The following is a 14,032-nucleotide window of genomic DNA, read 5'->3' on the forward strand; positions in this document are numbered from 1 at the left end:
GGCCGGTGGTGCGTCGGGGTTCCGCGGTCCTAGCGGGACGTGTCGAAGACCTCGTCGCGGGTGGTGGCGAGGGCGCTTTCCAGGGCCCCGCGCAGGACGGGGTGCCGGTCCACGTCCCCGAGGACGAGCCGGGGCCGGGAGGCGGCGAGTTCGGCCAGCTCGGACTGGACGCGTTCGCGCAGGGGTTCCCCGCCGGCGACGGTCACCTCGCCGGACAGGACGAGGAGTTCGGGGTCGAGTACGGCGACGAGGGAGGCCAGACCGGTGGCGAGGCGCTCGGCGTACCGGTCGAGGAGCGCGGCGTACCGGGGGTCGTCGCCGTGGTGGGCGGCGGCATGGGTGAGCAGCCGGGTCGCGGTGGGCACGAAGGGATGTTCGGGGGTGTCGATGCCGAGCTCCCGGGCGATCCGGGGCACGGACTGGACTCCGGCGAGCTCCTGGAAGCCGCCGGAGTTGGCCTTGGTGACCTGCCGTACGAGCGGGGTGCCGGGCACGGGCAGGAAGCCGACCTCGCCGGCGCCGCCGGTGAAGCCGCGGTGGAGCCGGCCGCCGAGGACCAGGGCGGCGCCGAGGCCCTCCTGGTTCCACAGCAGCACGAAGTCCTCGTGGCCCCGGGCGGCACCCAGGCGCTGCTCGGCGACGGCGGCGAGGTTGACGTCGTTCTCGTACTCGAACGGCATCGGGAGCACCGCCGCCAGCTCCTCCAGGAGCGAGGGGGAGTGCCAGCCGGGCAGGTGGGAGGCGTACCGCAGCCGCCCGGTGGCCGGGTCGAAGGCGCCGGGGGTGCCGATGACGAGGCGGTGCACCTCGCCGCGGGTGATCCCGGCGTCCTTGGCGGCGCCGTCGAGGGCGGTGGTGACCTGCCGTACGACTCCCTCCGAGGCGCGCCCCGGGGTCCCGAGTTCGAACTCGCCGACGACCTCGCCGGTGATGTCGGCGACGGCGGCGCGGATCCGGTGCGGGTTCACATCGAGTCCGGCGGCGAAGGCGGCCCGGGGGTTGAGCTCGTACAGCTGGGCACTGGGTCCCGGCCGGCCCGCCGTGGTGCCGGTGGCGAGGACGAGCCCGGCGGCTTCGAGTCGGGCGAGAAGCTGGGAGGCGGTCGGCTTGGAGAGACCGGTGAGCTTGCCGATCCGGGTACGGGACAGGGTCCCGTGCTCCAGGAGCAGATCGAGGGCGGCGCGGTCGTTCATGGCCCGCAGGACGCGCGGGGTACCGGGGGTTCCCGGGGTCGTACCGGCCATGACGGTGCACCTGCCCTTCGGCTCTGGAGGGGCCATTCTGCTGCCCCGCCGCCCGCTCCCCCAACTGCACTGTTAGGAAAGTTTCCTATTTGGTGGGAGGAAGGTAGGACGGCCGTCCCCGGGGCGTCAATACCCGTGGACGTTCCTGTCGCCTGTCCGCCATCGGAAGCGCCGCCGGGCTCGGCCCCCTGCTAGCGTCTTCTGGCGCTCGCGGAGCGGAGACCGACAACCACAGGGGGATGTGTGTCGTTCGAAGACGAATGGGCCCAGCTGAAGAGCGAGGCGTCGACAGGTGGGCCTGCCGCCATGCGGCTCAATCAATTACCGGCGGACCCGGGCGGCGGCGCGCCCGCGAACGGAACGCTCGACTACAACACGGACTCCATCAACGGCAACGCGAACCTGTTGATCGAGATCGCCGGATTCCTCTACGAGGGGAGGCCGGACGGGGATCTGTGCACCATGGCCCGCGAACCCAGGGCGCACGGCGATGTCGCAGCACAGGTGGAACGTTTCGGCAGGTTCGCAGACGACCAGTTCCAGGACACAGTGGCGCTGCTCGCGGCGCTCGCCACACGGCTCAAGACCGCCGGATCCGACTTCGCCACGGTGGAAGACGCCAACGCTCGACGGTTCCTCGACAGCGTCCTGCGATACGGCCAGTACGTGGCCCCGGAGGCGAGGTGACTGTGCTCAGCCATCGCAAGGACGTCGAATTCCTCGAGGGCTGCAATCCGGCCCTCGTCGAGCGCAACGCCGATGAGTTCAAGCGCCTCCACGACACGTTGGCGGAAGTCGACGAGCCCGCCGAACGGGCGGAGAAGCGTACGCACTGGCGCGGTGAGGGGAGCCAGCACTACGAAGCGCGACTGTCCGAGGCGCGCAAACTGATGCAGAACATAGCCAAGGGCTACGGCAAGGCCGCAAGCATCCTGCGCAGCTATGCCTGGGCACTGGAGACAGCCAAGAGCCACTACTCCAACGGCAAGGTCAACGAGCGAGCCCTAGCCGAACTGATCGCCACCAAAGGCACCGCTGTCACCCGAGAGGCGCAGGACGCGGAACCCATGCGCCAGTGGGAGGACATGAGGGCCACCACGGGTGTCCTCGACTTCTTCGCCGAACTCACCATGGACGTGGACGACATCAGGGACGAAGCGAACCGGCTGCACGACGCTGCCGGAAGCAACTTTCACCTCGCCAAGACCACTGAGAAGGAGTCCCGCGAGATCTGCGTGCACGGACTGAAGCAGGCATACGAGCTGCTGCCCGACTTCCGCATGGGCTTCGTCGAGCGTGTGGACATCTTCTCCGCCATCGCGGCCATGAGGAGTGAGGCTCGGGAGGCGAGCGACAACCCCCTCACTCATCTGCCCGGGAGCGCCCCCAAGCAGGGCTACGGAGCACAGGTCGGAGACCGCGCCGTTTCTCCGGCACTTCTTGATATCCGGACGCAATTGGCCAATCTGCCCGGTGCGACGGACAGCTACTGGAGTCCACCGTCTTCGAGCCAGGACCGGAGAGAGTGGATCGCGGCCAACAAGGAGATCATCCAGGCAGCGGCGAGAAACTCTGGTCTGCCCGCGGACATGGTCGCCGGTATCGCGTGGCAGGAGATCGGCGGCCAGCCCGGCATCCTGGATGACATCACGGACACGATCCGCGAACAAGCCGACGCTCCCTGGGGGCTCAGCCCCGTGGCCCCGGAGAACCTGCCCTGGCGTCTCGGCGGCAGCCCTGACGAGACGTCCTTCGGCCCCATCGCCATCCAGGTACGAAGGGGCGCCGAGGTGCTCGGTTACGACCCGGACAACCTGACCGAGCAGCAACGCTCAGTGGTGGAAGAATCCCTCCAGGACCCGGGACAGAACATCTTCATCGCATCCGAATACCTGGCCCAGCTCAAGGCGGAGAGTGAGTTCGCCGACGTGCCTCCCGAGAGGATGACGCCCGCCCACTACCAGGAGCTCGCGGCGCGGTACAACGGTGGACCGTATTGGGAGGGAGAGGACGCCCAGGGGTACGGCCGGGGCTTCACCAACAACCTCGACGACGCAAGGGAAGCACTGCGCTGATGCTCGACAGCCCCGAGTCCACGACGACTGAGGACGACGGCTGCCTGCGCTGGGTCCTCGCCGTTCCGCTCGTGCTCCTGCACCTGATCGCGGCCTGGTTCCTGTACATGGCGATGACCATCCGGCCCTCGGGCAGCTGGGACGACGACGCTCGCGCCGGAATCGTCCTCTCGTGTGTGCTCACGATCGCGGCGAGCCTGCTCGCCCTCGTGATCACGGCGCTCCCCTCCGCCCGGCGGGTCATGGGGCCGTGGTGGGCGGCGCTGCCGCTGGTCCTCGGTGGGGTCGCGGCAATCCGGTGGGCTGTGGGGGGATGAGACCGTACGACGAGGGGCGCCCCGCCAGTGCTGCGGGGCGCCCCTCGTCGTACACGTGAAGCCGGCTACTTGTTGAGGTCCGGCCTCGGCAGCGGGCTTGCCGCCGCGCCCTGGGGGGACGTCGGCGAGGCGAAGGCCGAGGGGGCCGCCATGCCCGCCGTCGGATCCGCCGAGGACTCCTCCGCCTGAGCCGGGACGCCGCCGACGATACGGATGCCGGCCGCGTCCAGCGCCCGCTTGATCCGCCACCGCAGCTCGCGCTCGACCCCCAGGGCCTTGCCCGGCATCGTCTTCGCCGAGACCCGGATCGTCATGGACTCGAGGAGCACCTCGCTGAGACCCAGGATCTCCACCGGGCCCCACAGCCGCTCGTTCCAGGGCTCGTCCTTCGCCATGGACGCCGTGGCCTCGTTGATCACCGACTGCACCCGGTCCAGGTCCTCCGTCGGACGCACCGTGACATCCACCGCGGCCGTCGCCCAGCCCTGACTGAGGTTGCCGATCCGCTTGATCTCGCCGTTGCGGACATACCAGATCTCGCCGTTGTCGCCGCGCAGCTTCGTCACCCGCAGTCCGACCTCTATGACCTCGCCGGAGGCCACCCCGGCGTCGACCGAGTCACCGACCCCGTACTGGTCCTCCAGGATCATGAAGACACCGGAGAGGAAGTCCGTGACCAGGTTCCGGGCGCCGAAACCGATCGCCACACCCGCGACACCCGCGGAGGCCAGCAGCGGCGCCAGGTCGATCTTGAAGGCGCCCAGGATCATCAGGCCCGCAGTGCCGAGGATCACGAACGACGCCACCGAGCGCAGCACCGAGCCGATCGCCTCCGAGCGCTGTCTGCGCCGCTCGGCGTTGACCAGCAGACCGCCGAGCGCCGTGCCCTCCACGGCCTGAGCGGAGCGGTTCATCCGCTCTATCAGCTTCGTCAGGGCGCGGCGGATCGCCATCCGCAGCAGCAGGGCGACGATCAGGATGAGGAGGATGCGAAGACCGGTGTTCAGCCAGGTGGACCAGTTCTCCTCCACCCAGCCCGCGGCGTTCGTCGCCCTCTCCGCAGCCTCGTCGAGGGTGACGGGGACCTGTTGCGGATCGTCGGCGGTCAGCAGGGCGGACCAGGACACGTAGAACCTCCAGGCGTGTCGTACGCGGAACATCCACACTAACGGGGCATCGGATGTGCTCCTGTTGCCCTGTTCGAGGGAGAGACGGACCTCACGCGGGGAGGATCCGGGTGACGATGCCGATGTGGTCGAGAACACCTCAAGCCCGTTACGGGTACGTGGTGGCGCTCCGACCAGGCATGAGGAGAGACTGAGAGCAGTTCGTCCCGGCGCGAGCCACGCGCCGCCGGCGTATTAGGAGGCATCCGTGCCGCATGTCCTGGTCCTCAACGCGTCGTACGAGCCCCTCGGCGTCGTACCGCTCCGCCGCGCGCTCGTCCTCGTCCTCGAGAACAAGGCACTCTGCCTCGAGGAGTCCGGCGCCTTCCTGCACAGCGAGACCCGCGTCATCCCCGCACCCAGTGTGGTCAGGCTGAAGCGGTTCGTGCGGGTCCCCTACCGGGGGCCCGTTCCTCTGACCCGCAGAGCGCTCTTCGCCCGTGACGGCGGACGCTGTATGTACTGCGGTGGCGTCGCAACCAGCGTCGACCACGTGATTCCGCGCAGCCGCGGGGGTACGCACGCCTGGGAGAACGTCGTGGCGGCCTGCCGCCGCTGCAATCACGTCAAGGCCGACCGGCACCTGCGCGAGCTGGGCTGGCGGCTGCGGCACCAACCCGCCCCGCCCACCGGGCTGGCCTGGCGGATCATCGGGACCGGACACCGGGACCCACGCTGGCTGCCCTATCTGCAGCCGTACGGCGCGGACGATGTGATGGCCCGGATCGACGCCGTCTCCACCACCCCCGTGGGGGCCGTGAAGACGGGTTGAGCCGGGCCTTCGTCGTACGGGGCGCCTCCCGGGAGGCGCCCCTATTCCGGCTGCTCGGGCGGGCCGGCCCGCCCGGGCTCGGCCGGCGAGGCCACCGCGTACGTCTCCACCGACCACAGCGAGTATCCGTACTCCGTCGCCCGCGCGTCGCCCTGGACCCGCAGGAAGCGGGTGTCCGCCGCGTCCATGCGGACGCTCTCCCGGCCGCCACGCCCGTCGGCGACCGTCGCGGCCGTGCGCCAGGTGCGGCCGTCGGCGGAGACCTGGACGCGGTAGCGGGAGGGGTGAGCGTCCTGCCAGTGGAGGACCACCTGCCCTATCCGGGCCGGCCGCGGGAGTTCCAGCTGCCACCAGGCACCGTCGTCGACGGGTGAGGACCAGCGGGTGGCGGGATCGCCGTCCAGCGCCGAGGCGGCCGGGAAGTCGGGCGTCTCGTCGCCGGAGGAGGAGGCCCTCGCGGCACGCGCCAGGTCGGGGCCCGCGGTGCGGGGGAAGGCCCGGACCGTCAGGACCCGCTCCTCGCCCGCGAAGGACACCGGCACCCGGTACGAGCCCGCCGGCACGTCCGGCGCCACCGACACCTCCAGCGGGACGGTCGTGTGCGTGCCGCGCGGCACCCGGGTCTCCCGAGGCAGCCGCACCGTGATCCCCTTCGGTGCCCGCGCCGCCAGTTCCCCGCGCACCTCGTCGGCGCGCCGGCCCGCAAGTCGGACGTCCACCCGCTGCGCGGGGCCGCCGATCTCGGCGTCCGTCTCCTGCCGGGCCAGCTCGAGCTCGGCGCGCGGCTCGTCGGCGAACCACGGCACCAGGGAGCGCACCCGAGGATCCGCGCCGTCCCACACGACACGGACCGCGTCCGCGCGCAGCCCCTTCACGTCCGCCTGTGTCCAGCCGGACGGGGACACCGGGCCCAGCGTCCGCCAGCCCTCGCCGGGGACGTACGCCTCCACGCGCGCCGACTCGGCCGCGCCCGGCTCCGTCATCACCGTCACCGTCTCGACGGGCCGCGAACGCTCCAGTCGCACGGTGTACGCCGCGGGCTCGCGGTCCGCCACCCGCCCGGTGCCCCGCTCCCGGTCCGCGCCGGTCCAGGCCGCCGACTCCGTCGCGGCCCGCGCGAGGAAGGGATCCAGGACGCCGTCGCCGACGGTCACCCCGCTCGCCTTCAGCGCCTCCCGCAGCGGCTCCAGCCGCAACTGGGCCTGCCAGGCCGCCGCGCCGTCGCCGCCGGCCTGCGCGAGCAGCATGTCGACCGCCGTCTCCCCGGCGAGCCCGTGGCGGGACAGCTGCTCCAGCCAGGGCCGTACCTCGTCGTCCAGGGTGCCGTCGGCGGTCGCCGTCAGCCGCTCGGGCGCCTCGCGCATCACGGTGAACGCGGCCCGCAGTTCGCGTGCCGCCTTCTCCCGCGCCACCGGGTCGGGGCTCGTACGGCTCCGCCAGAACGCGGCCATCAGCGGCTTCAGGTACGCCGACTCGCCCGACGGGTCGAGGAGCGAGGAGGCGTCGTTGCCGGCCAGGGCCCGCAGCGCCTCGCGAGTCGCCGGGTTCGGCCCGGCCAGCTCGTCGACGGCCGCCTGCCAGGACTCCTGCGGCCGGTAACCCTTGGGGTTCCAGGCGTAGTCCGCCGCGGTGAAGAGCGGGATGCGGGAGATGGCCGCCTGCTCCATGGCGTTGGCGAGGAACGCGGCCGAACCGGCCGCCACGGCCGGCTCGCGGCCCATGGAGGGGCCGAGGAAGAGCCGGTCCCGGGCGTAGTCGTTGACCGGGTAGTTGTCCATGGTGACCAGCGGGTGGCGCAGCGCGTCGCGGGCGCCCGCCAGCTCCCGACCGGTGATCGTGCGGGGGACGGCCCCGACACCCGTCCAGGCGACCCGCACCCGGTCGTCGAGCGCGGCGGCGAGTGCCGTGCGGTACTTCGTCGCGCCGTCCTGGTAGTACTCCGTCGGCATCAGGGTGAGCGGTTCCGCGTCCGGGTGGCGGGCGGCCAGATGCCGGGCCACCACGCTCGCCACGCGCGCGTGGGCGGCGGCGGCCGCCTCGGGCCCCCGGCCGAAGGTGTCCGCGTCCCTGGAGCAGTGCCACTCGCTGTAGCTGACGTCCTGGAACTGGAGCTGGAACGAGCGCACCCCCAGCGCCCACATGGCGTCGAGCTTGCGGGTGAGCGCCTTCACGTCGTCGTCCGAGGCCAGACACATGGACTGGGCCGGCGCCACGGCCCAGGCGAGGGTCACATGGTTGGCGCGCGCCCGCGCGGCCAGCGCGCGGAAGTCGGCACGCTGGTCCGCCGGGTAGGGCTCGCGCCACTGGGTCTGGCGGTACGGGTCGGCGCCCGGCGCGTAGAGGTAGCGGTTCTGCTTGGTGCGGCCCATGAAGTCGAGCTGGGCGAGGCGCTGTTCCTGGCTCCAAGGACGGCCGTAGAACCCCTCGGTGAGGCCCCGTACCGCGGTGCCGGGCCAGTCGCGGACGACGACACCGGGGACGGTCCGCCCGCCGTCGGTGCCGTCGATCAGCTGACGCAGGGTCTGTACGGCGTGGAACAGGCCGTCCTCGCCGACGCCGTCCAGGGCGACCGTGTCCCGGCCCTGCACCCGGCCGGTGGCCAGCCGGTATCCGCCGCGCGGCAGGTCGGCACGCTCGGGCACACGCAGCGCCCGCAGGGCGTCCGAGGAGGCGGCGGAGCCCGCGCGGAGCACGGTCCCGGCACCCGGCAGGGACGTGTGGACGGTCCGTACCCCCGCCGCCCGCAGCACCTCGCGCAGTGCGGCGACCGCGTACGGATCGGCGTCGGCGTCCGTGAGCAGCGTCACCTCGTCGCCGAGCGGAACGGACGGACCCGTGGCCCGCTGGGACTGAGGGCGCGGCCAGACCGCCGTCCCGGGCGACAGCTGCGTGTCGGTGTCGGGCGTGGTGACGGGGGAGCCCGGGGGTGTCGGCGCCGCCGTGGCGAGGCTCGGCACGCTGCCGCCGAGGAATCCGCCGATCACCGCGGCGGCGACGGCCGAAGCGGTCCGCCGTCTGTGCCCGAGGTGCATGGGGGACTCCTCTTCTCCCGTGGGGCTCCCGTGGTCACGAGAGGGTTACGAGCCCACCACCCGCCCGGCTGGGGTGTCAATGCGCGTGGTCGATGTGTCGGGTTTGCCGGGCGGTCTTTCGGCGAGGTGGCGCCGCCACGACAAGTTCCGCCGGTAAAACGGGGTGCGATGGGTAGGGCTCTCGGAGCCCCACCTGTCGAGACGAACCGGGAGACCCCCGTGACCGCGACCATCCCCACCGCCATACGCGTACCGAAACAGGGCCCGCTCACGAGCGAACCGCCCCTCGCCGACGCCGCACCCCTCACCAGCGAGCCGCCCATGACCGAGGCGGCGCCCCTCACCAGCGAACCCACCGCCCGCGCCACCGCGGGCGGCACGGAGTCCCCCGGAGTGTGAAGTGACCCTGGCCCGTCTCGCCGAACTCCATGGCGTCGCCACCGCGTACGAGCCGTCCGAGGGCGTCACCGTCCAGGTGCCCGACGCCACGGTCGTGGCCGTCCTCGGCGCCCTCGACGTGGACGCCACCACGCCGGAGGCGGTCGTCGCCGCGCTCCACGCGGCACAGCGGGCCGACGAGGACCGGATGCTGCCGGCCACGCTGGTGCGCTGGCAGGACGGCCCGTTGCGCCCGCCGCAGGACCTTCCGCCGGGCACCCGGCTGCGCGTCACGACCGAGTCCGGCGAGGTGGTCGAGGGCGGGGGCTGGGACGGGCTGCCGCTCGGCGTCCACCGCGTCGAGGCCCTCGCCCCCGAGGGGCGCACCGACACGAGCACGCTGATCGTCGCCCCCGCGCGCGTGCCCCGGCCCGAGGGGCGCGTGTTCGGCCTGCTCGCCCAGGTGTACTCGGTGCTCTCCACCCGCTCCTGGGGCATGGGCGACCTCGGCGACCTGCGCGAGCTCGCGACCTGGGCCGGACGGACGCACGGTGCGGGGTTCGTCCAGGTCAACCCGCTGCACGCGGCGGTTCCCGGGGCGCCCACGGATCCCTCTCCGTACCGCCCCTCCTCGCGCCTCTTCCCCGACCCCGTCCATCTGCGGATCCAGGACGTCCCCGAGTTCGGCTTCGTCGCGCCCGAGTACGGCGCCGAAGTGGACGCGGTCCTCGCCGACGCCGCCGAGCTGCGCGAACGGGTCCTGCGCAAGGGCGCCTTGATCGACCGGGACGCGGTGTGGGAGGTCAAGCGGCGCGCCCTGGAGCTCGTACGGACGGTGGAACTCGGCCCCGGCAGACGGGCGGAGTACCTCGACTTCCTCGCCGAGCGCGGCTCCGCCCTGGAGGACCACGCCACCTATCAAGCGCTCGCCGAGCGGCACGGCCACCACTGGCGCAGCTGGCCCGAGGAGCTGCGCGACCCCCGCTCCGCCGCCGTGGCCGTCCGCTCCGACGACGAGCTGACCGCACGGATCGACTTCCACTGCCGGCTGGCCTGGCTGACGGACCGGCAGCTCGCCGCCGCCGCCGAGGCCGCCCGCGAGGCGGGCATGGGCGTCGGGATCGTCCACGACCTCGCCGTCGGCGTCCATCCCGACGGCTCCGACGCCTGGGCCCAGCAGGACGCCTTTGCCACCGGCATGTCGGTCGGCGCCCCGCCGGACGCCTTCAACGCCCGCGGCCAGGACTGGGGTCTGCCGCCCTGGCGCCCGGACGCGCTCGCCGCCTCGGGCTACGGCCCGTACCGCGGCCTCCTGAGGGAGCTGTTGCGGCACGCGGGTGCGCTGCGTATCGACCATGTGATGGGGCTGTTCCGGCTCTGGTGGGTCCCCGAGGGGCGCGAACCCACCGAAGGGACGTATGTCCGCTACGACGCCGAGGCGATGCTCGCGGTCCTCGCCCTGGAGGCCCACCGGGCGGGCGCGGTCGTCATCGGGGAGGACCTCGGCACCGTCGAGCCGGGCGTCCGCGAGCGGCTCGCGCAGCGCGGGGTGCTCGGCACCTCCGTGCTCTGGTTCGAGCGGGACTGGTCCGGCACGGGCCGCCCGCTCGCCCCCGAGGAGTGGCGCACCGACTGCGTGGCCACCGCCACCACGCACGACCTCCCGTCCACGGCGGCCAGGCTCTCCGGCGACCATGTCGCCCTGCGCCACCGGCTCGGGCTGCTCACCGGCGATCTCGGGCGTGAGCGCGCCCGGGACGCGGCCGAGGTCGCCGAGTGGTTGACGGAGCTGGAGCTGCTCGGGCTGCTCCCGGAGGGCACGGGCGACGAGGAGGCCGAGGTCCGGGCCTTCCACCGGTTCCTGCTGCGCACCCCGGCGACGATGGTCGGGGTGTGGCTGCCGGACGCGGTGGGGGACCGGCGGCCACAGAACCTGCCCGGTACCTGGGACCAGTACCCCAACTGGCGGCTCCCGGTGGCGGGCCCGGAGGGCCAGCCGCTCACCCTGGAGGAACTGGCCGCCTCGCCCCGCCTCCACCGTCTCCTCGCGGTGTTCGGTCCTCTTGGTGGTTCCCGTACGGCACCCCCGGACGCGCGGCCCGTTTAGGTGTTCGCTACGTTTGCACCGTGGACAAGAAGAACGCCCTGCGCGCCGGTGCTGTCGCGGCCGGTACGACGCTGATGATGCTGCTCATGTCGTCCCCCGCGCTCGCGCTCACCCGCGACGACGGTGACGACCCGGCCCCCAAGCTGAGTGTCGTCGAGACCCTCGGCCTGTTCGTGGCCGCGCCGATCGTGCTGTTCCTGGTGATCGCCGGTCTCGTGATGGTGCTCGACAAGTCCGACAGGCCCAAGAAGGCCTAGGTCCCAGCCTCTTCCGAGGGCGCTGCAGCGGTACGGACGTACCGCCGCAGCGCCCTTGTGTGCGTTCACACGACCGTGGTCGCCAGCAGCTTGCGCAGCAGGCCCGCCAGCTGCTCAGCCTCCTCGGGCGTGAGGGCGGCCTCCAGGGCCTCCCGCTGCTGGGCGAGCCCGGCGCCCACCGCCTGGTCCACCAGCTCGCGGCCCCGCTCGCTCAGCGTCACCCGCAGCCCGCGCCGGTCGTTGGGGTCGGGGCTGCGGCTGAGCAGCCCGGCCTTCTCCAGCTTGTCGAGCCGGCCCGTCATCCCGCCGGTGGTGATCATCAGCGTCGCGGTGAGCTCGCGCGGCGAGAGCGTGTAGGGCGCGCCCGAGCGGCGCAGGGTCGCCAGCACGTCGAACTCCCCGAGCGTCATCCCATAGGGCGAGTACGCCTTGTCGACGCGGCCGCGCATCGCGGCGGCCAGCCGGTAGACGCGCCCGAAGACGGCCATCGGCACCGTGTCCAGGTCGGGGCGGACGGCCGCCCACTGGTCGGTGATGGCGTCGACGGCGTCGTGGGCGGGGGTCTCGGTGCTGTCCATGGCGGCAGTCTCCTGATCGATCGACTCGGCGGCAAGTAAGTCACTGGGCGGTAAGTCGCTCACGAGAAAGAAGCTTATGTCGAAGTGACTTGCAAATAAGTAGCTTAGAGCTAAGCTACTTATCACCAAGTCACTCGGACCCACTCCGAACCAGGGGGACCTGCCATGTCCCGCAAGGCCGCCGTCATCGCCCTCACCGCGCTCGCCCCGATCTCCTGGGGCTCCACCTACTTCGTCACCACGGGGTTCCTGCCGCCCGACCGGCCGCTCTTCACCGGTCTGATGCGTGCGCTCCCGGCGGGGCTGCTGCTGCTCGCCGTCACCCGCAAGCTGCCGCAGGGCGCCTGGTGGTGGAAGTCCGCGGTCCTGGGGGCCCTCAACATCGGCGCCTTCTTCCCGCTGCTCTTCCTCGCCGCGTACCGGCTGCCCGGCGGCGTCGCGGCCGTCGTCGGCTCGGTCGGCCCGCTCTTCGTCGTCGGCCTGGCCGCCCTCTTCCTGGGGGATCGGCCCACCGTGCGGTCCCTGCTCGCCGCGATCGCCGCCGCCTTCGGTGTCAGCCTCGTCGTCCTGAAGGCGGGCGCGGCCCTGGACCTCGTCGGGGTGGTCGCCGGACTGCTCTCCGCCCTGTCGATGTCGGCCGGCACCGTCTTCACCAAGCGCTGGGGGAGGCCCGAGGGGGTGGGCGCGCTCGCCCTGACCGGCTGGCAGCTCACCGCCGGCGGCCTGATCATCCTGCCGATCGCCTTCCTGATCGAGGGCGCCCCGCCGGCCCTGGACTCCACCAACCTGCTCGGCTACGCCTACCTCGCCTTCGGCAACACCGCGATCTCGTACTTCCTCTGGTTCCGCGGGATCGGGCAGCTGAGCGCCTCCTCCGTGACCCTCCTCGGTCCGCTCTCGCCGATCAGCGCGGCCGTCATCGGCTGGGCGGCGCTCGGGCAGGTGCTGGGTCCGGTGCAGCTCGCCGGAATGGCGATCGCCTTCGGTGCCACCCTGGTCGGCCAGCTGAACCCGCGTACACCCGCCGCCAAGACGACCGAATCGTTCAGTTCAGCTGAAAGGAATGGTCAGGAACTTTCGATAGACCTGGAGGTTTCTTCGGTGCGACGGTAGAGCGTCACCGAACGAAAGGACCACCGTGACGCTGCTGGACCACGACCGCACCGAACCGAGAACGACCGACGAGCCGGCACCCGCGAAGAACCTCGCGCGGGGGGCCGGCCTCGGCGTTCTCCTCGCGCTCGTCGCCACGGTCGTCTGGTCCGGCAGCTTCGTCGCCACCCGGGACATGGCCGACTCCGTCCCGCCGGTCCAGGCCGTCTTCTGGCGCTGGGTCATCGCCCTCCTCGCCGTCGCCCCCCTCGCGGCCCGGCAGGCGTGGCGGCAACGGCACCTGATCCGCCGCCACTTCGGCTACGTCGCCCTGGCCTCGCTGTTCGGCGTCGCCCTCTACAACACCCTCGTGCACCAGGCCGGACTGACCACCTCCGCCTCCAACATGGGCATGATCATGGCCGCCTCCCCGGTGATCATGGCGCTCCACTCCCGCCTGGGCGGCGAACGCCTCGGCGCCCGCCGCACCTTCGGGATGCTCCTCGCCGCGCTCGGTGTGCTGCTCCTCGTCGGCAAGGGCTCCCTCGCCGTCGACTTCACCGCGGGCGACCTGTGGATGTTCGCGGCCGCCCTGTCCTTCGCCTCGTACAGCGCCCTGCTCAAGCGCAAGCCCACCGAGATCGGCGCCCTGGCCTTCCTCTTCACGACCTTCGTGCTCGGTGCCCTGATGCTGCTCCCCGCCTACGGCGTCAGCCTCGCCGTCCAGGGCGGCTTCGACCCCACCTTCGGCGCCGTCGGACCGCTGCTCTACGTCGGTGTCTTCTCCTCCGCCGTCGCCTTCTTCGCCTGGAACAAGGCCATCGCCCTGATCGGCGCCGCCCGCGCCGGAGTCGTCTACTACCTGCAGCCCGTGTGCGTGGCCCTGCTCTCGTACGCCCTGCTCGGCGAGGAACCGGGGCTCGTGGGCGGCGCGTGCATGGCACTCATCCTGGGCGGCGTGGCGCTGGCCAGTGCGCGGGTCCGTGCGTGAGCGGTTCGCCCGTGGCCCCCGGT

At 72.2% G+C, this 14,032-nt stretch carries 13 protein-coding genes; 9 read left to right on the forward strand and 4 right to left on the reverse strand.

What is annotated here, in order from left to right:
* Positions 1-29: 29 nt before the first annotated feature.
* Positions 30-1,244: an ROK family transcriptional regulator gene (locus ACZ561_RS07320; RefSeq protein WP_470990700.1), complete on the reverse strand. Its 1,215-nt coding sequence runs from the start codon at positions 1,242-1,244 to the stop codon at positions 30-32.
* A 243-nt stretch (positions 1,245-1,487) separates the two neighbouring features.
* On the opposite strand from ACZ561_RS07320, the gene ACZ561_RS07325 reads away from it, so the two are divergent.
* The 3 genes from ACZ561_RS07325 to ACZ561_RS07335 are packed head-to-tail and all read left to right on the forward strand — an operon-like array spanning position 1,488 to position 3,636.
* Positions 1,488-1,931, forward strand: a complete 444-nt coding sequence (locus tag ACZ561_RS07325; RefSeq protein ID WP_470990702.1) for a hypothetical protein — start codon at positions 1,488-1,490, stop codon at positions 1,929-1,931.
* Positions 1,928-3,319 (forward strand): hypothetical protein, encoded by a 1,392-nt coding sequence (locus ACZ561_RS07330; RefSeq protein WP_470990704.1) that lies wholly within the window; start codon positions 1,928-1,930, stop codon positions 3,317-3,319. The genes ACZ561_RS07325 and ACZ561_RS07330 overlap by 4 nt, the downstream gene beginning before the upstream one ends.
* Positions 3,319-3,636 (forward strand): hypothetical protein, encoded by a 318-nt coding sequence (locus ACZ561_RS07335; protein WP_470990706.1) that lies wholly within the window; start codon positions 3,319-3,321, stop codon positions 3,634-3,636. The genes ACZ561_RS07330 and ACZ561_RS07335 overlap by 1 nt, the downstream gene beginning before the upstream one ends.
* A gap of 65 nt (positions 3,637-3,701) precedes the next feature.
* On the opposite strand, the gene ACZ561_RS07340 is transcribed toward ACZ561_RS07335, so the two are convergent.
* On the reverse strand, positions 3,702-4,763 hold the full coding sequence (locus ACZ561_RS07340; RefSeq protein WP_470990708.1) for a mechanosensitive ion channel family protein: 1,062 nt from the start codon (positions 4,761-4,763) through the stop codon (positions 3,702-3,704).
* A gap of 247 nt (positions 4,764-5,010) precedes the next feature.
* Here ACZ561_RS07340 and ACZ561_RS07345 point away from each other — a divergent pair, with 247 nt between their 5' ends.
* Positions 5,011-5,574 carry an HNH endonuclease gene (locus ACZ561_RS07345; protein ID WP_329120506.1) on the forward strand — a complete coding sequence of 188 codons (564 nt, stop codon included), beginning with the start codon at positions 5,011-5,013 and terminating at the stop codon, positions 5,572-5,574.
* 41 nt (positions 5,575-5,615) lie between these two features.
* On the opposite strand, the gene ACZ561_RS07350 is transcribed toward ACZ561_RS07345, so the two are convergent.
* Complete coding sequence (locus ACZ561_RS07350; RefSeq protein WP_470990711.1) at positions 5,616-8,606, reverse strand: beta-N-acetylglucosaminidase domain-containing protein; 2,991 nt, start codon at positions 8,604-8,606, stop codon at positions 5,616-5,618.
* A gap of 168 nt (positions 8,607-8,774) precedes the next feature.
* Between ACZ561_RS07350 and ACZ561_RS07355 the strand changes: the two genes are divergently transcribed.
* From ACZ561_RS07355 to ACZ561_RS07365, 3 genes are read left to right on the forward strand one after another with little or no spacing between them, the layout of a single operon-like run.
* Positions 8,775-9,005 (forward strand): hypothetical protein, encoded by a 231-nt coding sequence (locus ACZ561_RS07355; RefSeq protein ID WP_470990713.1) that lies wholly within the window; start codon positions 8,775-8,777, stop codon positions 9,003-9,005.
* Between the two features lies 1 nt (position 9,006).
* Positions 9,007-11,091 carry a 4-alpha-glucanotransferase gene (malQ, locus tag ACZ561_RS07360; RefSeq protein ID WP_470990715.1) on the forward strand — a complete coding sequence of 695 codons (2,085 nt, stop codon included), beginning with the start codon at positions 9,007-9,009 and terminating at the stop codon, positions 11,089-11,091.
* A gap of 20 nt (positions 11,092-11,111) precedes the next feature.
* The gene (locus tag ACZ561_RS07365) at positions 11,112-11,348 is read left to right on the forward strand and encodes a hypothetical protein (RefSeq protein ID WP_260226244.1); all 237 of its coding nucleotides are present in this window, start codon (positions 11,112-11,114) and stop codon (positions 11,346-11,348) included.
* A 65-nt stretch (positions 11,349-11,413) separates the two neighbouring features.
* On the opposite strand, the gene ACZ561_RS07370 is transcribed toward ACZ561_RS07365, so the two are convergent.
* Entirely contained in the window at positions 11,414-11,926 is a 513-nt protein-coding gene (locus ACZ561_RS07370; protein ID WP_470990717.1) for a MarR family winged helix-turn-helix transcriptional regulator, read from the reverse strand.
* 165 nt (positions 11,927-12,091) lie between these two features.
* Between ACZ561_RS07370 and ACZ561_RS07375 the strand changes: the two genes are divergently transcribed.
* Both ACZ561_RS07375 and ACZ561_RS07380 read left to right on the forward strand, forming a co-directional pair.
* On the forward strand, positions 12,092-13,039 hold the full coding sequence (locus ACZ561_RS07375; protein ID WP_470990719.1) for an EamA family transporter: 948 nt from the start codon (positions 12,092-12,094) through the stop codon (positions 13,037-13,039).
* A 25-nt stretch (positions 13,040-13,064) separates the two neighbouring features.
* Complete coding sequence (locus ACZ561_RS07380; protein ID WP_470990721.1) at positions 13,065-14,009, forward strand: DMT family transporter; 945 nt, start codon at positions 13,065-13,067, stop codon at positions 14,007-14,009.
* The last annotated feature ends 23 nt before the right edge of the window (positions 14,010-14,032 follow it).

It is taken from the genome of Streptomyces sp. NPDC039609 (assembly GCF_055596705.1).

What these genes read in the sequence shown, in the direction of transcription:
- ACZ561_RS07320 (WP_470990700.1), bottom strand. Translation starts at nt 1,244, where the DNA reads ATGGCCGGTACGACCCCGGGAACCCCCGGTACCCCGCGCGTCCTGCGG.
- ACZ561_RS07335 (WP_470990706.1), top strand. Translation starts at nt 3,319, where the DNA reads ATGCTCGACAGCCCCGAGTCCACGACGACTGAGGACGACGGCTGCCTG.
- ACZ561_RS07350 (WP_470990711.1), bottom strand. Translation starts at nt 8,606, where the DNA reads ATGCACCTCGGGCACAGACGGCGGACCGCTTCGGCCGTCGCCGCCGCG.
- ACZ561_RS07355 (WP_470990713.1), top strand. Translation starts at nt 8,775, where the DNA reads ATGGGTAGGGCTCTCGGAGCCCCACCTGTCGAGACGAACCGGGAGACC.
- ACZ561_RS07370 (WP_470990717.1), bottom strand. Translation starts at nt 11,926, where the DNA reads ATGGACAGCACCGAGACCCCCGCCCACGACGCCGTCGACGCCATCACC.
- ACZ561_RS07375 (WP_470990719.1), top strand. Translation starts at nt 12,092, where the DNA reads ATGTCCCGCAAGGCCGCCGTCATCGCCCTCACCGCGCTCGCCCCGATC.